Below are 21,720 nucleotides of genomic sequence, written 5' to 3'. Positions count from 1 at the left end.
AAATGAAAAATCAAAAACCATTTTTTAAAAACTCTTTTAAAAACTTATTAAGAAATAAAATTCAATTAATTACAATTATTGTTCTAGTCTTTTTAACATCTTTTGTATTTACTTTATCTTATTCTTCTACTAGTAGAGTTGAAAGATCCTATGAGAATTTTATTTCTGAAAAAAATAGTAACATCCATGACTTAGTAATTGATTTATCAAATGCTTCATATATTAATGATTTTGAAAAAGATTTATTTAGTAAAAATATTTCAAATTCTGAAGTTAGAGATAATTTATTAATAACATATTTACAAAATAAATTAAGAGACTCAAATTTGGATTTTGAATTTGATAGAGTTGAGTCGAGAATTACAACTTTATCTTCAAATAAGACATTAAAAGTCTTTGCCCTGAATCCAGATCAAAAAGTTGATAAGCTTGTAGTTAGTAAAGGAATGAGTATTGATACTTGAAAAAAATATATTCAAGCAACTAATATAAATACAAAGAGATGAGTATATATTAATGAGCAATTTGCAACTGCAAATAATATAAAAATAAATGACATAATTAGATTACAAGATGATAACTATGGAACAAGCATTTTAGTAAAAGATAGTGAAAAAAGAGAAGTTGATTTCAATCTTTATGAAAAAATAGATATTAACTCTTGAATCCATAACACTGAATATGCTAATGAAAATTGATTTCAAGTTGTTGGTTTTGGTTCAAGTGCGGATTTCTCAACTCCAATAATTAATGAAGCAAAGCCTTTACCAAACACAAAACAAGAAGGTCTTGTATATATTGATCCATCACATTTAGGTCTTAAAAATATTTATTATCAGAGTGTATACTCTGAAAATGAATTTAATCTTTCAAATTATGAAAGTCAAAAAATTTGATATACAGATAGCGAAATAAAAAATGAAGAGATAATATCAGCTTCTTCAAATTTAGATAAAGAAGTTAGTTTTGTTTTAAAATTTAAAAATAATAAAGATATTAAAAATTCAACTATTTTAATTAATGAGTATCTAACTAAATTAGATAAAGCAAAAGAGATTGAATTATATGCTGGATATGAAAATACTATAAACAGAGATATACCAATAGCAATCCAAAGGGGAGATATTAAATACAAATTTAGTAATAGAACACAAATGCTACTTTTAACAATTAAGTCCTATAAGACTTTTAGTTATATTATTATGTTAGTAACTTTATCTATTGGAATTGTTATGCTAGTAATAATGTTAAATAATCAAATAAAAAAATCGTTTGGTCAGTCTGGAGTTTTATTATCTTTAGGATATAAAAAATCCTCTTTAATTTGAGCAAATGGACTTTACCCCTTAGTTATTTCTATTACTGGAGGATTACTAGGTTATATTCTTGGAATGAGTATGCAAGAATTAGTAATTGGTTTAACAAATAATTTTTTCTCAATAAAAATGGAAGTATTTAGTCTTTCTTGAGAATCAATAGTTATTACTGTATTGGGTATGTTTATATTCTTGGAAATAGTTACTCTAATTACTTATTTCTATATGTTTGATAAATATACACCTTTACAAATGATAAATTTTGAAAGTAGAAGTTCTACAAATAAATTTAAACTAGCTATTAAAAAAACTTTAACAAAGGGTAGAAAATTTGATGGTAGATTTAAAGGAGCAATCTTATCGGGTTCAATTTTAAAATTACTTTCAGTATTCTCTGTAATGTTAGTCTCTTCAAGTTTAATTACAATAGGAGCTATCATGCCAAATGTTTTACATGAGAATAAGGATAAAACATATTTAATTAATGGTTTTGATAATCAGATTGAATATCAAAATCCTATCTATAATTCTCCAACAAGTTTCTATAAGACATATAATCCTTATAGTACAATGAAAGAAGATTTAAATGAGTCTAAAAATATTTTTGATATGTTTTTACAAAATAATGTATCAGAAAAAATATATAACCCATCAATTGATGTTGGATCATTAAATGATATGACATATAAATCAATTGATATTGATTATTTGAAAAATGATAATTTAACAATTGAATTAGAAGATATGCCACAAGATGTAAAAAATAATTTTTATAAAACAGTTATATTTAATCTTTGATCAGATTTAAAAAATTTCAACTTAGATAAATATTGAAGTAAGCAAGCTATAATAGAAATTTTAGCAAGTGATTCAAAGTCAAAAGATAATATAGAAGATTTAGAAAAAATAAGACAATTTTATTTAAAATATAAAAACGCCATGGGTTTAGATAATAAAAGAAAGGGCTATATTATTTCTAATGGAACAAGGTTGGATAACAGAGGAGGCCCTGCAGAAGTAGGAAAACCTATGATTAGCGAAGCTGATTATTACGCTGCTTTTGGAAGAAGTTTTACTTTTACTCAAGTTGATGTTACTTCAACAGGACAAATAAAAAATGATGAACCCTTTGAAAAATCTCTTTATGATTATATTGATAAAGAGAATTGAACTGAAAAAAGATTAGCAACTATTGTTCCAATTTATAATTGAATAATAGCTTACTTTTTTAATAATTTACAACAAGCATTTTTGCAAGGAATTTATAATGATTCCCCAGCTTCAATTAAAAAAACTATTGAAGAAGAGTATAAAAAAGAGGATGGAAATTTTAATGTTGCTTTTGGATTAATCCCTTATAATGACAAAAAAGAATATTTAGGAATATATTTAAATGGTTATTTAAAAAATCAAAGTCTTAAATTGTATGGAATTAAAGAAGATAATAAAACTCAAATTTTACAAGATAGTAACAAAAAAGATTTAAAACAAGAGTTATTTAAAACAAATGATTCAATCTTAATTAATCAATCACTTGCCAAAAGATTGAAATTAAAAGTTGGTGATAAAGTAAACATAAGTCATATAATGACAGCTTTAAGTTATGAACAAAATTTATTAGATATAGAGAGTTGAGATTCATCTTCTATGAGTGCTACTTCAAAAGAAGATGATTATACCTCATCTAAAAATTTATATACCACTTCAATGTTAACTGATGATGGAAGAGGATGAAAGAACTCTTTAATCAGTTCTGAAATTGATAAGCGAGTATATAAATCAAATATTGATTTTAGTAGTCCCAGTTTAGTAGGAGCAAATGCTATGTCAAAAAATATTGCTAGTGGAAAAGTATCAACCAAAAATTTTGAAAAAGATTTTGAATATACAATATCAGGAGTTGTTGATCAATATGGTAATAATAAAGCCTGAATTAATAATGAGAATGCAAAAGTAATTTCAAATTATAATAAGACAGAAGAATTGCTTTTTAGATTGTTTATAAAGGAATGAAGTAATCCTAAAAACCCAGATGCCCAAATTAGTAAATTAGTAAATTGAATTAAAGAAAATGAAAAACAAAGCGATAATTCATTGCTGCTTCAAGACTTTAAAAAATTTACATCTCAACCAGAAAATCAAATATATGCAAAACTATTTGAGTCACAATATCCTTTGTTTAATTATAAAAGTTCTTTTGATAGTAGTTTTACTGATATTTCAAAAGGGGTTTCAACACAACAAAAATATGGTGATTATTCAATGATTGGTTTAAATGGAGGTAGTGACAATATTACTTCTTATACTGGCCAGTCAACTAGCTCTATTGAAAATGCTTTAAAAGTAGACGAAGCTTTAAAAGTTATAGATAGAATTAATAGTACAGTTGATATGATAATTTATTTTGTTGTATTTATCACAATTTTTCTAAGTGCAATTATTATCTTATTAACAATAAATCTAGTAATTTCAGAGAATGCCAAAATAATAGCAGTAATGAAAATATTAGGATATAAAGAGTGATACATTAGTAAATTGTTTATAGGTATTTATATACCAGTTGCAGTTATTAGTTCATTTATTGGTTTTGGAGTTGCTTGGGCAATAATTTTATTAGTAGTTAAAGCTCTTTCAGTTAGTTTAGTTTTACCATTAAGTTTTCATATTTGATATATTATTCCAGGAGTTTTAGGAACTTGACTATTATATTCTATAAGTAATGCTTTAAGTTGAACTTCACTTAAAAAGGTTAGTATGTTGTTAGCTGTTCAAGGAGGATAAAAAAATGAGTAATAAATTTAAAAAAATTCTAGTAGGACTATCTTCAATTGTTTTTATTCAAACTATAACTGCCAATGTAGTCTCATGTACAAATGATAAATATGATGATATTTTTAGACCTGATCCAATTATGCCAATAACTAAAAATGGTTTTGAAAAAGCAAACTTGGATAGTATAAATATTGAGAAAATATATTATACAGATGAGCTACTAAAAGAGATTATTGAAAGTTTAGAACTAGGCGGATATAAGGAGGAAAATTTAAAGATACAAGTTTTTAAAAATAATAGTGAAATAAGTTTAGATGAGGATTTGTATAGAAATGCTTCATATAAATTTATTATTACTAATAAAGAAAACAATAATGATAATATTACAGCAGCAATTAAAATATCAAATTCAGTTCATTTACAAGATGTTTTTAAAGTATCAACTATTGGCAATATTTATGATAATCGACCAAGAACAATTATGATGGCTTTAATGTTTAATAATATGGATATGATCAATCAATTATCAAAAGTTGGTGAGGAGTTAACTGATGTAAATAAATTTGAATATAAAAAAGATAATAAGGGAGCTATAATCAGAATTAATGATGAAGTTCCTAAACAAAGACCAGAGAGTTATTATGGATCTTTGGACTTAAATTACCAAGTAACTCCATTTGCAGAAGAAGAAATTGGAGGACAACCATTTCCAATGACTATTTCAGAAATGGTAAAAATATCAAATAATAAATTACCAACAACTAGTTTTGGTAAATTAGAGGGAAAAGATAAATATACAGTACTAATGCATTTTATTATTGAAAATTTATCAAATCCAACTTATTGAGCATTATTTGTCAATGACCTTGACTTAGATAATTTTGAAGCGCAACCTATTGAAAATAGTTCAAATCAGTATATGATTAGATTTTACTCAAAAGATTATCAAAAGATATCATTGCCAGAAACTCCAGAAGAACAAAATGGAGATTATGATAAAAAGGCTCATTACTTAAATGATAAACAGGGAATTGAATTAACTTTTAGTTACTTTGATTAAGCTATTTTTATATATTATTTTAATTAAAAGAATGATGAAAATAAACCATTTGATAGCGATATTGAATGGTTTATTTATACTTTATTCCATTTTTTATTTGTGAGTTTTAATAATTAATGTATAATATATTTGCTTACTCACTAGCCCCGGAAGGTAAGGAGAACAAGCACATGAAACAAACTACACTTATTAAAACAGCAGATATTGCTAAAAAATGATATGTAGTTGACGCAACTGGAGCAACTTTAGGTAGATTATCTACTCAAATTGCTATGGTTCTAAGAGGAAAAAATAAACCTACATTTACACCCCATATTAACAATGGTGATCATGTAATTGTAATTAATGCTGAAAAAATAGTTTTATCAGGTAAAAAAGAAAATGATAAAAACTATTACCATCACTCAATGCACCCAGGGGGATTAAAATCTAGAAACGTTGCAACACAACGTAAATTATTCCCTGAAAGAATTATTGAGCGCGCAGTAAGATTAATGTTACCTAAAAATGTTCAAGGAGGAAATCAATACCGTGCATTACACGTTTATGCAGGTAATGAACATCCACACCAGGCACAAAATCCAGAAATTTTAGTAGTTCAATCAAAAAAAGGAGATAGTAAATAATGGCAGCAAAAAAAGAAGTTGTTATGTATAGAGGAACTGGAAGAAGAAAATCTTCTGTTGCTCAAGTTATACTAACTCCCGGTCAAGGTGAGATTATAGTTAATGGAAAACCAGCTTTAGAGTTTTTCCCATATCCAACATTAGTTCAAGATATGGAACAACCTTTAGATGCTACAGGTACAAAATCAGATTTTTCAATCAAAATTACTGTTAAAGGTGGAGGATTTACTGGTCAAGCTGGTGCAGCTCGTTTAGGGATTGCAAGAGCTTTATTAGAGGCAAGCAAAGATTACAAACCAGAGTTAAGAGGAAATGGTTTATTAACACGTGATGCTCGTGTGAAAGAACGTAAAAAATACGGACTTTATGGAGCACGTAGAGCACCACAATTCTCAAAACGTTAATTTACAATATCATATGTACATATGAAAATACTCATTTATGAGTATTTTTTTTACTTCTATAAAATTTTTTTTCAATTTTGTATTAGTCAGCCATTTATAAAAATATAAGTGGAGTTTGTATTAATATATAAGTGTAGGAGCGATAAAAATATGATAAAAAATAAAAAAGTAGTATTAGTAGGTTGTGGAGCTGTTGGAACAAGTTTTATTTACTCAGCTGTAAACCAAGGAATTGCGCAAGAATATGTATTAATAGATGTTTTTAAAGATGCAGCAGAAGGAAATGAAATGGATATTGCAGACGCACAGGCAGTTTTACCTATATCATTTAATTCAATAAAAGCAGGAAATTATTCAGATTGTAAAGATGCAGATATTATTGTTATTACTGCTGGTAGACCACAAAAACCTGGTGAAACTAGATTAGAGATGGTTGCAGATAATGCAAAAATTATGAAAGAAATTGCTGAACAAATTAAGAAGTCTGGATTTAATGGAATTACATTAATAGCTTCAAACCCAGTTGATGTTTTAACATATGTATATAAAACAGTTACTGGATATGATAGTTCAAAAGTTATTTCATCAGGAACAACTTTAGATTCAGCAAGATTAAGAAGACTATTAGCAACTAAACTTGATGTAATGCCAAATAGTGTTGAAGCTTATTTATTAGGAGAACATGGGGATTCAAGTGTTGCTGCTTGAAGTAAAGCTACTGTAATGGGAAAAACAGTTCAAGAGTATATAGAAGAAGGTAGCATCACTCAAAAAGATCTTTCAGAGATAAAAGATGAAGCTACACATTTAGCCTATAAAATTATTGAGAAAAAAAGAGCCACATATTATGGTGTAGGAGTTTGTTTGGCTATAATTGTAAAATCAATTCTTAAAAATGAAAAGAAAATGCTATTAGTAGGAGCTCATTTAAATGGCGAATATGAAAATAAGGATATCTATACAAGTGTTCCTTGTATCATTGGAAGAAATGGAATTGAAAAAATTATTAAATGAAAACTTACAAATAATGAACAAGACTTATTTAATAAATCTTGTGAGCAATTAAAGGAAGTATTTAATACAGCAAAACAAGCAATAGCATAGATAAAACCCTTTAAAATAATTTAAAGGGTTTTATTTTTTGTATCATATAATATAAAAAGAAGGATGTGCATTAATGAAAGAAATAGAATTATTGTCTCAAGATGGTAAAAAAATTTATACTTATATTTGAGATAAAGTTAAAGAAGTAAAAGGAGTGTTGCAAGTTGTCCATGGAAGTTGTGAACACTCAAAAAGATATGATGAATTTGCAAACTTTTTAAATAAAAATAATTGAGTTGTAATTTCAAATGATCATAGAGGTCATGGTAAAACAGCAGATTTAAAAAATCAAGAATTAGGTTATTTCTCAGATCATAATGGTTGGAAAATTCTAGTTGATGATTTATACTTAGTGAATAGTTTTATTAAAAAAAATTACTCAGATAAAAAAATAGTTATGTTAGGTCATTCAATGGGAAGTTTTTTAGCAAGAAATTATGCAATTGATTTCGGATTATCAATTGATGGATTAATTCTTAGTGGAACTGCTTGAGAAAGTAAGTTATCTTTAAAGTTTGGTATTAAAGTTGCAAAGTCAAGACAGAAAAAATATGGTCCAAAAAATATTGATAAATTTATATGAAATTTAAGTTACAAAAAATTTAATAAAAAATTTAATAAAGATGGAAATACGGGCAATGAGTGATTATCTATTGACTCAGCCAATGTTAAAAGTTTTAATGAAGATCCATTATGTGGTCAAATATTTACAACGTCTGCTTTTAAAGATCTTTTCATGGGGCTTTTATATATTCAAAATAAAAAGAGTATTTTAAAAATTAGAAAAGACCTGCCAATAATTTTAGTCTCAGGTTCTGATGACCCAGTAGGAAATTATGGAAAAAAAGTTATTAAAACCTATAAAAAATTGAAAAAAGCAAAATTAAATGTAGAGATGAAAATCTATGAAAACTTAAGACACGAGATACTTTTTGATATTGATAAGGAATTAATTTTTGAAGATACTTTAAACTTTTTAAGTAAAATTTAAAAATTGATATAAATATTTATATCAATTTTTATTTATTAAATTTTATAAGTCCCTTAAAAATTAAAGCTTCATCAAAAGTATAACCATCTTTTATGATATCCTCTTTGAATTCTATTGAGTTACCACCTGTGAAAATTGCATAATCCAATTTTAGTTTTTTAATAACTGAAGTTAGCATTAAATAGTGAGCATTAAAAGCACCAACATTTATAGCATCTATTGTATTTGTTCCATAAAGTTTATTTGACTTTTTATAGTTATTATTTTGTAAAAGAACTGCGCTAGAGATTAAACAATTTAATGAGTTTTTTAGTCCTGGACAAATTATTGTTCCCTTAAATTCTTTATTTTCAATTATAGCAATAGTTGAAGTTGTACCCATAGAGATTATCGCTCCATTTTCAATTTCATAATTATCCATAGCTCCATAAAAATTTGATATAAAATCTGCTCCAAGTTTATTAATGTTGTCTACTTTAAATAATTCACTTTCGATATCATAGTCATCTCTTAAATTTGATATTGCTACTCCCATATTATTGGCAAATGCTCTCATAATATCATTTCATTCAGGTACAACAGATACGTAACTAATTTTATCAATTTCTATATTATTGTCTAAGAAATATTTACTTAAAACCTTACTTCTTCTTCATTTAGCGTCTTTTGTTTCTGGTCTAATTATTTTTTTCAATTCATTTGTTTCTTTATTTCACAAACGGAAATCTGCAGTGGTATTTCCAATATCAACTAGTAGTATTTTCATTTATATACTCCTTTCCTTTATTTTATTACATAAAATAAAATAAAGACATTTTTTTCACTAAAATAAATATAAAATTATAAATGTATTAAGGAAGGGTTAATATGAGAAGAGCTATTTATCCAGGAAGTTTTGATCCTTTTCATGAAGGTCACTTAAATATTTTAGTGAAAGCTGCAAAACTATTTGATGAGGTTATAGTTGTTATTACAAAAAATATTTCAAAAAATGAAAATCCTGATCTTAAGCATAGAATTGAAAAAATCAAATCTATGACTAAAGGATTAAAAAATGTAAAAATTGAAATAAATGAAAATGAATTAACTGCTTACTTTGCAAAACAAAGAAAAATAAAATATATTGTAAGGGGAATTAGAGATTCTCAAACTTTAAATTATGAAATAGAGCTTTATGATGGAAATAAAAGTATTTATGATGAATTAGAAACTGTATTATTTTTATCAGATAATAAAAATAGAAAAGTTTCATCAACATTATTAAAAGAAATAGAAAAGTATAAAAGTGAGGAATTTATATGTGATCAATTAAAGAAATAGAGAATAAAATTAAAGCAATCAAGAAAAAACAAAGAATTGTTTTCCCTGAAGGGACACAAGAAAAAATACAACAAACAGCTAACTTTTTAGTAGAAAATGATTTGGCAATACCTGTATTATTATTTAATACAAAAAAAGAGGTACCAAGTAATTTAAACGAAAAAATAGAAGCTATTATTATGGACCAATATGATAAAGATAAAATGATTAAATTATTTTTGGAAGTAAGAAAAGATAAAGCTGATGAACAAACAGCAAAGAAACTAATGGAGCAGAGAACTTACTTTGGTGTAATGATGATGAAATTAGATTTAGCTGATGCAATGATTTGTGGTTTGGAATATACAACAGCAGATACATTAAGACCTGCTTTACAAATTATTAAAACAAGTAAAAAATACTCAATAGCTTCATCTGTTTTCTTAATGTCAAAAGAAGAAGAGATTTATTTATTTACTGACTGTGCTTTAAATGTTGACCCAAATGCAAATCAATTAGCAGATATTGCTTCAATGTCAGCTGATTTTGCTCAACAATTAAATGAAAAAAATGTTCAAGTAGCAATGTTGAGTTACTCAACAAATGGTTCTGGTATGGGAGCAAGTGTAGATAAAGTAAAAGAAGCTGTGAATCTATTAAAGTCAAAAGAGTCAAAAGGGATAACTTTTGATGGAGAAATGCAATTTGATTCTGCTTTTGATAAAAGTGTAAGAATGAAAAAATACCCAAAAACAAAAATTACAAAAGAGCATCCAGATGTTTATGTATTTCCAGATTTAAATTCTGGTAATATTGGATATAAAATTGCTCAAAGATTTGGTAATTTTCAAGCTGCAGGACCATTCATTTTAGGTTTAAATAAACCTGTAAATGATCTTTCAAGAGGTGCAACTTTAGAAGATATTAAACAAACATCAATAGTAACAATATATACATCAATGTTTAATGGAGGAGATAAATAATGATTTTAGTAGTAAATGCTGGAAGTAGTTCAATTAAATTTAAATTATTTAATATAGCAGATAAAAAAAATCCTATTTCAACTGTTGAGGGATTGGCAGAGAGAATTTCAGTAGATGGTAAATTGACAATTGAAATTAATGATAAAAAACATGTATTTGAAAATGAAATGAAAGATCATTTAGACGCAGTTAAATTAATTTTAAATAAGTTTACAGAACTTAAAGTAATTGATAAACCTGATGATATTAAAGGAATTGGTTTTAGAGTAGTTCATGGTGGAGATAAAATTGTTAAAACAGTAGAATTAACAAAAGAAATTAAAAAAACCATTGAAGATAATATAAGGTTGGCTCCGTTACATAATCCAGGGGCATTAACATCAATTAATGCTTTTCAAGAAAGTTTGCCAAAAGCTAAACTTGTAGGTTGTTTTGATACATCATATCATCAAACAATGCCAGAAATTAACTATATGTATACAACACCATATAAATGGTATACAGATTATAAAGTTAGAAAATATGGTTTTCATGGAATTAGTTATGAATATATTGCCTATAAAGCTCAAGAAATATTTAACAAAAAGCAAGAAAAATTAAACCTAATTGTTTGTCATTTGGGAAATGGTGGAAGTATTTGTGCTATTAAAAATGGTAAATCTTATAATACAACTATGGGATTAACTCCATTGGCAGGATTAATGATGGGAACAAGAAGTGGAGATATTGACCCTTCAATTATTCAATATATCTCAAAAGAAACTGGTAAAGATATTTATGAAATTACAGATATTTTAAATAAACAATCTGGTTTACAAGGAGTTAGTGAAGTAAGTAGCGACATGAGAGATGTAATTTCAGCTTCTGAAAAAGGTAATAAAAAAGCTTCATTAGCAGTTGAACTTTATACTCAAATAGTTGCTGATTTTATAGTTAAATTTGCAAATCAAATAAATGATAATATTGATGGAGTTATATTTACTGCAGGAATTGGTGAAAATGCAGGAGTTATTAGAGACAAAATATCTCAAAAATGTAGACTATTAGATTTACATATTGAATCTAAGTTAAATAATGAAAAATATGCTGACTATTTATTAATTTCTTCTAATAAATCAAAAATTCCAGTTTTAAAAGTTAGAACTAATGAAGAGTTAATGATTTGTAATCAAACTCTTAAATTTTTATAAAAATATCTAATACAAATAGTATATCAATTTGGTTTTTTTATTGTATTTAGATATAATTTTTACAATGAGAAGTAAGGTGATATATTATGAAATTTAATAAAGATTTTGAGTTCTCTTTGAAAGTAATGATCTTAATGGTTTTACTTTCTTTTTTGGCTTTCGATTTTGTTTTACAAATTTATGCACCTAAAAAAAATCTTGAAGGTATTCCTACATTAGAAAGATTAAATATATATTATTCATTTTTTACAACTCAATCAAATTATGCGGTAGTTTTTTATTTAGCAATAGCTATATTTATGAAAAAAATATATAATACAAAACCGCCATTCTCAGTAGAATTAGCAATGACAGTATATATAAGTTTAACTATGATTGTTTTTTGATTTGGATTAGTAGCATCTGTTGATGAAATGGGTGCTTATTATCCATCGAGTTGGGTTTCAACAAGTGTCTTGCATGTTTTTATTCCAAGTATTATGATTGGTTATTTTATTTTTTCTTGTGGAGATCAATATTATTCTCCTAGAAGATATTCAAAATTCTCTTTACCAATGAATTGTTTTTACCCAACAGGATATTTAATATTTGCAATGATAAGAGGAGAATTAAGATATAAGTTTTATTCTCCTGAGTTCTATTCAAGAATTTATAGTCCTCCAAGTGATATTCTAAATCCAACTGCTCCTGGTTATAATTATTTTTGAAATAATATCTGAAGTCCAGAAAATGGAGTTATTGATAAATCAAGACATTTTACTGATCAAATGTGATATCCATACTGATTTTTAAATATTCATCAGTATGAATTATCTTATACAGTTGATCGGCAAAAATATATTGCTGGGGAAAGTTTTGGTCCAGAATGATTAGTTATATGTACTTTTTTATTTGCTTGTTTATGCATAACTTCAATAGTTGTAGGATTGCAATTTGTTTATCTAAAATGAAATAATGGTAAGTTCTATAGATGACATGATATTGAGGGTAAACTAATTACAAGAGAAGAACATGCATATCGTATACAAAAAAGAAAATTACAAAAGATTAGATTAAAAAACCAAAATAAGATGGATATGATTCACAAAAAAACAGAATATAAAGTTTTTCTAAAGGGAATTAAATCACTAGAAAAAAATGAAAGAAAAGTTAAAAAAAATGAATATATCAAGTCTAGAATTTTAGAGCACAAATTAGAAATTGCTTATATTAAAAATGAAAAAATAGCTCAAAAAAATAATAAAATTAAAATTAAGGGATGGATATTATCACTTAATTATAAAGATAGATCTTATGTTAAGGAAAACTTGAGAGAAGCTGAACGATACAAAAAACTTGTTAAAAATGGAGTTTTGATATTTAAAACTAAATATGTTAACTAATAAAGGTAGGAATTTGCCTTTATTTTTTATATAATAATAGGTGGTATATAAAACATCAAAGGGGCAATGGGGTTATGGTGCATCTAAGAGCTAGAAATTTAAAGTCAAAAGCAATTTTAAAGAGATGATTATTTTCTGGAGAAGAGGCTATTTTTGGTGAGGACTTTGCCCTTGTTGAATTAGAAGATGGCAGCGAAGTTAAAATAAAGTCTAACTATAATGGCCTTATTGCAAAGAGTATTAAAATAGGTAGTCATATCAAAAATGGTAGTATTTTGGCAAATATTGTTATTGGAGATTTAGAAATTGAAAAGTATAAAAAAGAAAGTCTTAAAAAAACAGAAGTTAAAATAATTAATAGTCAAGAGCTTAATATTAAGAGTGAAAGTTTAAATTCAAATAGAACTGGCATCTTAAACTCAAATAGAACTGAAAGCTTAAATTCAAATAGAACTGAAGAAAAAGAGTATGTAAAGGTTAATACTATTAATAATAATGTGATTTCTAATAAAAATATGGAATCAACAATAGTAAGTGATTTTAATAAAAGAGATGTAGATAATAGTTCAATAAAGTCACAAGAAAATAAAGAGGTAAATGAAATTATGAGCGAATCAAATATGCAGCCAAAAGATAAATTTGCTCAAATGAGATTAAGTATTAAAGAATCAATTAAAAATGCTCCTCAACATAAATATAATGGTGATTTATCAAAAGAAGAACTGCTAAAAATTACTCCAGAAGAGGTAAGAAAATCTGATAGCACTAATTTATTCTCAACAGATAATGTTAGTGGTGTAAGTAAATTTAGACAACTTGTACAAGCAAGGAAAGAAAAGTTACTTGAAGAAAATAATTTTAAAGAAGTTAAAGACAATGCAGGTGAAATCAATGCAATGTCAAAAACAGACGAAAAAGGTCGTCCTTTAATTATGAGAAATATAATTCAAGCAAGAATTGAAAAACTTAATAGTGCTGGGGGAGATACAAGAGTTTTAAAATCTGACATTGTAGCTACCAAAGATAACGCTATATTAGACCACCAGAGAGTTGAAAATAATAGCGAGCAACAAAAACACTTACAAGAGGATAATAATGAATTTAAACAAGGGTCTGACGTAAAAAACCAAAATGTTGAAAATACATCAACTTTTAAAAGGGAAAATAATGTATCAAATGAATCATATTTTAAAGAAAAAAAATCAACATTAGTAGATTCTAATGATGCAATTGATTATAGTGAGGCCACAATGAGTAAAGATAATTCAAATAAATTTGACGAAGAAAATAACTCAAAAAGTAACTGAAATTATGCAGATACAAAAATCTCTAATCTTCATGACACAAGAAAAAGATGAAATGTTATAAAAAATCATGATGATAGAGCAGCTATTAGACAAAGAAGAGAAGCAATCGAACAAGGTTTAACTGAAGATAATTTAAGTTTTAGTAAAAAAATAAAAGAAATAGGAATACCTCAAGAATTTTTGAGAGAAGTTTTATATCAAGATCCAGAAAGTGGAGCTACAAATTATGTTTTATATAATGAGACTCCAAAAGGTAGAATAGAATTTGAAAATTGATTAAGAACTACAAATCTATATTCAGCTTATAAAGCTGAAAAGCGTCTAAATGAAAAGAATCAAGGAATAGAATTTGATGGTCAAATGAATAATAAAGACTTAGTTCAAAATGAGGAACAAGATTCATACAAAAATAGAGAACGTGATTTATATAAAAAAATACATTTAAAAATTTCTGAAAATGAAAACTTAAAAACTATCGATAATGAACTTGACCAAACTATGCAATTTGAAACTGTTAATACAGCTGAATTTGATAGAGATGAGATTCCTGAAAAAACACCAAAAGTTATTCAAAAGGAAATTAAAACTCAAATAAGTAAAAAGGATGATGAATTAGTGAAAGTTTATGATAAAAAAATTGCTGATGAAACATTGGATTTTTTAAAGGCTGAAATTAAAGAATTGCATAGAACTTTAAAAGAACAAAATCAATTACATGCTGCTACTTCAAAATTAAATCAACAGTCAAATTTTAATGCTGGTCCTGATACTTTTGGTCAAATGATGCAATACATGTTAATGCAAAATATGATGCAGAATATGAATCAGAATAAAGTTTCAAATAGAGATATTAGTGCAAGTGATTTAAAATCAGTAATTAAAGAGGAAATTAATTCATTTGCTAATGAACTAAAAGACAAAAAACGTAAAGAAGAAGAAAAAATTCTTTTAGAGCAAGAAGTCATTGCAAAAGTTGAAAGACAGTTTAGAGAAAAATATGAGAGAGAAAGATATCAAGAAGAACAATTGCATCATGAACAAAAAGAAGCAAAAAGAGTACAAAGAAAAGAAGAAAATATTAGAGATATCAACTTTGAAGTTGATAAACCAGATAACTCTGTAGGATATTTACAATTTGAATCTAATGATGAAAATAAAGTTATTGAAAGAGAAAAAGTTAATAAAAATAGAAACTCTGCTGTAAAATCAATGATTTTAAGCCAAAACTTTATTCCTCCATTAACAATATCAACAGAGATTGATATGAGTTCTATCTTAAAACTAAAACATATGTTAAAGCAAACTCAAAACCATATTAAATTTACAACAATTTCATTTATAGCTAAATCTATCTCAATTGCTCTTGAGGAATATCCAAAATTGAACTCAAGTTATGATCCAGAAACAAATGAAGTTATTATTAAAAAATATCATAATATTGGTCTTGCAACTGAAACTAGTGAGGGTTTAATTATTCCAGTTTTAAAATTTGTTGATAGATTATCAATAAAGGAAGTTGCAATTGATATTAAAGAAATGACATCAAGACTTCGTGCTGGAGAGCTTTTAAATTACGAATCAGAGGGAAGTACAATTACAATTTCTAATTATGGTAATATAGGTGCTATTCAGGCAACACCAACAATTTTCTATCCAAATGCAGCAGTTATTGGAGTAGGAAAAGTTGTTAAAAAACCTGTAGTAGTTGATAATGAAAAATTAGCAATTAAAGCAATTATGCATATGAGTTTAACAATAGATCAAAGAATAATTGATGCAGCAGAAGCTGGTAAATTCTTAGCAAGAGTTAAAGCAATTCTTGAAAAGCCTGAAATTTTAACAGTTTCTTAAAATACAACAAAATTGTTGTATTTTTTTTGCTCTTTTTAGTATAATAAGTAAGTGCAATATTTTATGGCGTATATGGCGAAGTGGTTAACGCTCCGGATTGTGGTTCCGGCACTCGAGGGTTCAATTCCCTTTATACGCCCCATTAAAGAATTTAAAATCTCTTTTTATTAAAAAGAGATTTTTTTTATTTAAAATATCGATAACTTAATTGAGGTGATTTTTATTTTAGATATAAATATTAAAGATGAAATTAAATTTACAAGTGAGTTTAAAGATAAAGAGTTTATAAAGGTAAGTGAAGTTGAAAATGACACTTTAAATTTAGATACTATATTTTTTAATGAAAAATATACATTTAATAAAAAAGAATACTATAGACTGTTTATACGTCCAAGTTTATCAAATAAAAATGGTTATGATTATTTTAAAACATTTTTTTCTCATACTATTGCTCTCCATACAATTGTTAATCTTAAGTCAGCAGCAATTAAATTTTATATAAAGACTCCAACAGGAGCTGAGGTTATAAAAGTGGGCAAGGATGATTTAGTTATTTTTCCAAGCTATAGCATAACAGCATGAAGTAATAAAACTTTTCGTGTAAGTAATTTTGATTTTATACAATTGAATATACCCGCTGAGTTAGTGGATGGTCAACAACAGCTATTTATAACCTATAGTGCCAGTTATAATGTTGATGGTTATAGACTAAAGCCTCATTCAAATTATGGCACAATTGAAATTGACCGAAGAAATTTAACTCAGCATAAATATGAAACTAATAATAGTGCTATTACAATCTCTAATCTTGCTTATGGTTATTTGAACTATGATTTTAATTATAAATATAAAAAAAATTACTTTGATTTAATAAAAAATGATTTAAGTATTAAAGTAGAATCAAATTCCTTTAATACTATTGATCCCAAAATGAAAATTAGAAGTAAGTATTCTTTATGAAATGAACTTCAATTATCAGTTCTTGGTACTAAAATGAATACTTTCATTAACATGTTTTTAGAAGGAGTTAATAGAACAAATAAACTGTCTTCAACACCAAAATTAAAAAGCTCAGAAGATTTTTCAAAATATTATAATATCAAAAAACTTAAAGATAAATTTATATATCAAGATAATGAATATGAGATAAATAATGATAATTTTACTACATACAAATTTATAAAAAATATTGTTGAAGAGGACGAAAATGGAAGTTCTGGCATTTTATGAAATCCTTTATACAATAACTCTATTATTTATAATAGAGTTATTGACCTTAACTCAAGAGAATTATCAGTAGACTATATTTCAGAAAACTTAAATAAAGAGTCATATGAAATAAATTACAGTGATGAGGTCATAAATAGGGGATTTGATTTTTTAATAAATCTAAAAGTAGATGAAATAAATTCAATAGGTTGAAAAGAAAAAGAGAGCGTTATAAACTACATAAATGAAAATCAAAAGACTTTATAAATATTTATTCCTGTTGATATTTTTCTTATCAATTATCTCTACTTTTAGCTTTGTAATTTATTACTATATAAAATCTAGTAACTCTGTTATTGAAGCTGATACTAGTGTCGAAGAAGATAAAAAACCTCCAGTAAATGAGAAAAATGATTTTGTTAAAACTAATTTAAAAATAAATTTTACTTTAGAGCAAAAGATGTATATTATTAATTTCTCAAAAGAGAGATATTTTATTTTAAATGAGTTTAAATACTATTTTTTGTTAGAGTTTAATAAGTTAGGTCCTAAAAATAATAATATTGATATTAAGTTTTCAGTAAGTAATTTAGAATATCCAAAGGAGATTTATGTACTGTATGAATGTGCAAATCATAGATATACTTGAAATTTTAAACTTATTTAAGTTATAATTATTAGAGGTGATTTAGATGAATTATTTTGAAGAAATTAAAAAAGCACTTTTAAATAAGGGTGCAAAAGGTACAATTACTAATAAAACAGAATTCAAATCTATGGGGTTAGACTCACTTGATTTAATGGATATGATTGTTACTTTAGAGGAAAAATTAAATATTACTGTTTCAGATGAAGACTTATTAGATATTAAAAAAGTAAGTGATCTTTTAGAAATTATTGAGAAATTAAAGAAATAATTTATGGAAAAGAAGCTTAATGAGTATTTGGAACTTTTTAAAAGTAAAAAAATAAAACTTACTGATGTAAGGATGTCTATGTTGAATATTATAATTTCAAAGAAACATTTTACAATTAATGAAGTAATTGATATGGTAAAAAACGATTTAGGTTCTGTAAATGTAATGTCAATATATAATAATATAGATTTATTTTTGGAACTACATTTATTATTTGCAAATACAATTAATGGTAAGCAAATAATTTATGAAGCAATTTCGCCGCAACTTATGCATATTTTTTGTGATAATTGTGGAGGGTTAGAAGATCTAGAAAGTCCTTCCTTAGCAAATGAATTATTTTTAAGATTCTCTGAAATATTAAAAGATAAGGATATGACTTTAGAACATTTTAAATTAGAACTACATGGAATTTGTAAAAAATGTAAATAATTTAATGTTGAATTTATACATAATATTTTTTAATGATATAATTAAAAGGTATTTTTAAATAGGGGTATAGTTCAGTTGGTAGAACATCGGACTTCAAATCCGAGTGTCGTGGGTTCAAGTCCTGCTACCCCTGCCAAATAGAAAACTAATTTATACCTAAATAACTTTAGGTATTTTTTTATTAAATAGGGGTATAGTTCAGTTGGTAGAACATCGGACTCCAAATCCGAGTGTCGTGGGTTCAAGTCCTGCTACCCTTGCCAAATAAAAGAAAAAAAATAACGTTTTGCATTTTATTAAATGCAAAACGTTATTTTACTTTTTTAGGTAGTAATGATTTTTTAATTGCTATAAGTGCTATTGTATCAATACCTGCATGTCAAGGAAATACAGTAGGTACTTTAGCTTCCTTAAACTCAAATTCATTTTCTTTTAAATAATTTTTTATTTGTTCAATTATTTTACTATTGATTTCTTCTAGTGAAACAAGAAGTAATTCATATTCACTTTTCATTTCTTTTTTTAAAGCAGTAGTCATTTTATCTAATACTGCTTTGTAAGTTCTTCCCATTCCAATTTTTTTAGGTTTTTCTAATCATTGAATTGAGACTTTTGTTTTCATAAATTTTAAAATTGCTATTAGTAAAGAATTTGCTCTACCACCTTCGGCAAATTTTTTTAAATCACTTGGTATTATTGCAGTTCAAGAGTCTTTAGTTCATTTATCTGTTTCTTCTTGAAATTTTGAAGGTTCATTAATTCCAGATAAAATCATTTCTTCAAATTTTAAAGCTAATAATTGCGCACAGTTAGCTGCAATAAAATGTTTAATAACTGTAACTTTTCCTTTATAGTCATCTTCATTTGCTAGCATCACAGCAGTTTGATGCATTCCAGATAAGTTTGAAGGAATTGTTAAATGAATTATATGATCAAATTCTTTTAACATTTCATCATATTTTTCCATTAATTCCCCTGGTGATGCTTGACTTGTTGTTGTGCGGTTATTACCTGCTAAGATTTTCATTAGGTCATTTTCTTTAATAACTTCTGGTGTATCAAAATAATCATCTTTGTTGTTAACAATTAAATGTAACGGTATTACCCTTATAAGTTTTGTATTATGCTCTTCTGGAATGAAACCAGTAGAGCTATCTACTAATATTCCTATTTTCATATATATTCTCCTTATTTATTTTCATATTCCTAATGCGAATGTTTCTCTACCTGTATGACAAGTAATAGTATTTGGCATTTCATCTAAAAATCCAAGTTTAAATCCTAAATTTATTGCTGATTCCTTTACCATATTTAATGTTTCTTCATCAATTCTTGAGTAAGAAATATCTATGGTATCTTTAGTACTAAATTGTTTTAACGCTGCAAGTGCTTCTTCAATTGCCTTTTTGAAAGTTCTAGTTTTACCATGTTTATCAATTTCTCCATCATATTTTAATATTGGTGTAATTTTTAAGAATTTAGCAAGGCCAGCTGCTGCTTTACTAATTCTGCCACCTCTAACTAATTGATTTAATGATTTAGGAATGATAAATACTCTAAAATCCTTATTTGCTTTTTCTATTAAATCAGATATGTCTTGCGCATTTTTTCCTTCTTTAATTAATTGTAAAACTCAATGTACTTGTTTTTTTAAAATTATACTTACACCATTTGTATCAATTACAAATACTTTTCCCTTATAATCGTCTTCATTTGATAACATTTTGCAGGTATTATATTGTCCTGAAAGGCCTTTTGAAAGTAATAGACATACAACTTGGTCATATTCCTTTAATAATTCATCTCATTTTTCCATCATTATACCTGGGATAGATTGTGAAGTTTTTAATAACTGTGAATCATTTAAACTATAAAAGTCATCTGGTTTGAAAGATTCATCATCAGCAATTTGCTCTCCATCCTCTTTAGTAATCATTAATGGCACTAGATAAAGATCTTTAATACTATTTATATCATTAATTCCACACGACGAGTCAGTAATTACAGCTATTTTCATAGTTTCTCTCCTCATATTTGAAACGGCATAAAAGCAAACGTTTCTCTACCAGTATGACAAATAATTGTATTTGCTAGATCATCTAACAATCCAATTTCATAGCCGGCTTCTGTTACTATTTTTTTAACAAGATTGATAGTTTCTTCATCTGCTCTTGAATAAGAAATATCTATTTTCTTATTCTCAGGATAAAGTACTTTTAATAATCTTAGTGCTTCTTCAACAGCTTTTTTGAAAGTTCTAGTTTTACCTTGTTTATCAATTTCTCCATTGTATTTTAGAATTGGAGTTATTTTCAATATTTTGGCAAGGCCAGCTGCTGCTTTACTAATTCTGCCACCTCTAACTAATTGAACAAGAGACTTAGGAATGATATAACCGTGTATATCATTATAATATTTTTCAATAATATCTTTAATTTCTTCTCCAGTTTTACCTTCTTGAATTAGTGTTTGAACTAATTCTAATTGACGCTTAATAACGATACTTACACCGTTATTGTCAATTACGTGTATTTTATTTATATATTTTTCTTCTTGAGAAAACATTCTGAATGTATTAAATTGTCCTGAAAGACCTTTTGAAAGTAATAAACAAACAACTTGGTCATATTCCTTTAATAATTCGTCTCATTTTGTCATAACATCACCTGGAATTGACTGAGAAGTTTTCAAAAGTTGTGAATCATTTAATTTATAAAAATCATCTGCACTTAATTTTTCATCATCAGCTATTTGCTTTCCATCTTCTTTTGTGATCATTAGTGGAACTAAATACAGGTCTTTATAATCTTTAGTATTCTTTATTCCACAAGAAGAATCAATTAAAATTGCAATTTTCATAATTCCTCCTCTATATAA

The 21,720-nt window shown here is 26.2% G+C and carries 19 protein-coding genes and 3 tRNA genes; 18 read left to right on the top strand and 4 right to left on the bottom strand.

What is annotated here, in order from left to right; translation table 4 throughout:
• Positions 1-2: 2 nt before the first annotated feature.
• From AAHM99_RS03140 to AAHM99_RS03115, 6 genes are all read left to right on the top strand, one after another.
• Entirely contained in the window at positions 3-4,097 is a 4,095-nt protein-coding gene (locus AAHM99_RS03140) for an ABC transporter permease (RefSeq protein ID WP_342275297.1), read from the top strand.
• Positions 4,098-4,101: 4 nt separating this feature from the next.
• On the top strand, positions 4,102-5,148 hold the full coding sequence (locus AAHM99_RS03135) for a hypothetical protein (RefSeq protein WP_342275296.1): 1,047 nt from the start codon (positions 4,102-4,104) through the stop codon (positions 5,146-5,148).
• Between the two features lie 170 nt (positions 5,149-5,318).
• On the top strand, positions 5,319-5,774 hold the full coding sequence (gene rplM, locus AAHM99_RS03130) for a 50S ribosomal protein L13 (protein ID WP_053946547.1): 456 nt from the start codon (positions 5,319-5,321) through the stop codon (positions 5,772-5,774).
• Positions 5,774-6,178, top strand: a complete 405-nt coding sequence (gene rpsI / locus AAHM99_RS03125; RefSeq protein WP_422397903.1) for a 30S ribosomal protein S9 — start codon at positions 5,774-5,776, stop codon at positions 6,176-6,178. Before rplM ends, rpsI begins: the two co-directional genes overlap by 1 nt.
• A gap of 150 nt (positions 6,179-6,328) precedes the next feature.
• A complete protein-coding gene (locus tag AAHM99_RS03120) occupies positions 6,329-7,282 on the top strand; it encodes an L-lactate dehydrogenase (protein ID WP_342275295.1) in 954 nt (317 codons plus the stop codon).
• Positions 7,283-7,355: 73 nt separating this feature from the next.
• A complete protein-coding gene (locus AAHM99_RS03115) occupies positions 7,356-8,273 on the top strand; it encodes an alpha/beta fold hydrolase (RefSeq protein ID WP_342275294.1) in 918 nt (305 codons plus the stop codon).
• Positions 8,274-8,301: 28 nt separating this feature from the next.
• On the opposite strand, the gene AAHM99_RS03110 is transcribed toward AAHM99_RS03115, so the two are convergent.
• Positions 8,302-9,039: a type III pantothenate kinase gene (locus AAHM99_RS03110; protein WP_342275293.1), complete on the bottom strand. Its 738-nt coding sequence runs from the start codon at positions 9,037-9,039 to the stop codon at positions 8,302-8,304.
• A gap of 101 nt (positions 9,040-9,140) precedes the next feature.
• Between AAHM99_RS03110 and coaD the strand changes: the two genes are divergently transcribed.
• From coaD to AAHM99_RS03050, 12 genes are all read left to right on the top strand, one after another.
• Positions 9,141-9,593, top strand: a complete 453-nt coding sequence (gene coaD / locus AAHM99_RS03105; RefSeq protein ID WP_342275292.1) for a pantetheine-phosphate adenylyltransferase — start codon at positions 9,141-9,143, stop codon at positions 9,591-9,593.
• Positions 9,572-10,555: a phosphate acetyltransferase gene (gene pta, locus AAHM99_RS03100; RefSeq protein WP_342275291.1), complete on the top strand. Its 984-nt coding sequence runs from the start codon at positions 9,572-9,574 to the stop codon at positions 10,553-10,555. Before coaD ends, pta begins: the two co-directional genes overlap by 22 nt.
• On the top strand, positions 10,555-11,745 hold the full coding sequence (locus tag AAHM99_RS03095; protein WP_342275290.1) for an acetate kinase: 1,191 nt from the start codon (positions 10,555-10,557) through the stop codon (positions 11,743-11,745). The genes pta and AAHM99_RS03095 overlap by 1 nt, the downstream gene beginning before the upstream one ends.
• An 86-nt stretch (positions 11,746-11,831) precedes the next feature.
• Positions 11,832-13,127, top strand: a complete 1,296-nt coding sequence (locus AAHM99_RS03090; RefSeq protein ID WP_342275289.1) for a Pr6Pr family membrane protein — start codon at positions 11,832-11,834, stop codon at positions 13,125-13,127.
• 74 nt (positions 13,128-13,201) lie between these two features.
• On the top strand, positions 13,202-16,285 hold the full coding sequence (locus tag AAHM99_RS03085) for a 2-oxo acid dehydrogenase subunit E2 (RefSeq protein WP_342275288.1): 3,084 nt from the start codon (positions 13,202-13,204) through the stop codon (positions 16,283-16,285).
• Positions 16,286-16,351: 66 nt separating this feature from the next.
• Positions 16,352-16,427 (top strand) — tRNA-His (locus AAHM99_RS03080).
• A gap of 71 nt (positions 16,428-16,498) precedes the next feature.
• On the top strand, positions 16,499-17,761 hold the full coding sequence (locus tag AAHM99_RS03075; protein WP_342275287.1) for a hypothetical protein: 1,263 nt from the start codon (positions 16,499-16,501) through the stop codon (positions 17,759-17,761).
• 13 nt (positions 17,762-17,774) lie between these two features.
• A complete protein-coding gene (locus tag AAHM99_RS03070) occupies positions 17,775-18,161 on the top strand; it encodes a hypothetical protein (protein ID WP_342275286.1) in 387 nt (128 codons plus the stop codon).
• Positions 18,162-18,186: 25 nt separating this feature from the next.
• Positions 18,187-18,411 carry an acyl carrier protein gene (locus tag AAHM99_RS03065; RefSeq protein WP_339030208.1) on the top strand — a complete coding sequence of 75 codons (225 nt, stop codon included), beginning with the start codon at positions 18,187-18,189 and terminating at the stop codon, positions 18,409-18,411.
• A gap of 3 nt (positions 18,412-18,414) precedes the next feature.
• Positions 18,415-18,843 carry a Fur family transcriptional regulator gene (locus tag AAHM99_RS03060; RefSeq protein ID WP_339030210.1) on the top strand — a complete coding sequence of 143 codons (429 nt, stop codon included), beginning with the start codon at positions 18,415-18,417 and terminating at the stop codon, positions 18,841-18,843.
• 60 nt (positions 18,844-18,903) lie between these two features.
• Positions 18,904-18,979, top strand: a tRNA-Trp gene (locus AAHM99_RS03055).
• A gap of 51 nt (positions 18,980-19,030) precedes the next feature.
• Positions 19,031-19,106, top strand: a tRNA-Trp gene (locus AAHM99_RS03050).
• Between the two features lie 47 nt (positions 19,107-19,153).
• Here the strand turns inward: AAHM99_RS03050 and AAHM99_RS03045 are convergent.
• Genes AAHM99_RS03045 through AAHM99_RS03035 form a run of 3 tightly spaced genes read right to left on the bottom strand, consistent with a single transcriptional unit; the run spans position 19,154 to position 21,702 of the window.
• Complete coding sequence (locus AAHM99_RS03045; RefSeq protein WP_342275285.1) at positions 19,154-20,020, bottom strand: DegV family protein; 867 nt, start codon at positions 20,018-20,020, stop codon at positions 19,154-19,156.
• Positions 20,021-20,035: 15 nt separating this feature from the next.
• Positions 20,036-20,860 (bottom strand): DegV family protein, encoded by an 825-nt coding sequence (locus AAHM99_RS03040; protein ID WP_342275284.1) that lies wholly within the window; start codon positions 20,858-20,860, stop codon positions 20,036-20,038.
• A complete protein-coding gene (locus AAHM99_RS03035; RefSeq protein ID WP_342275283.1) occupies positions 20,851-21,702 on the bottom strand; it encodes a DegV family protein in 852 nt (283 codons plus the stop codon). The genes AAHM99_RS03040 and AAHM99_RS03035 overlap by 10 nt, the downstream gene beginning before the upstream one ends.
• Between the last annotated feature and the right edge of the window lie 18 nt (positions 21,703-21,720).

This window comes from Spiroplasma endosymbiont of Cantharis lateralis, assembly GCF_964030855.1.
Lineage (GTDB): Bacteria > Bacillota_I > Bacilli_A > Mycoplasmatales > Mycoplasmataceae > Spiroplasma_A.
Note: the sequence above shows the minus strand (reverse complement) of the source record. Positions and strands in the feature narration are given on the sequence as shown.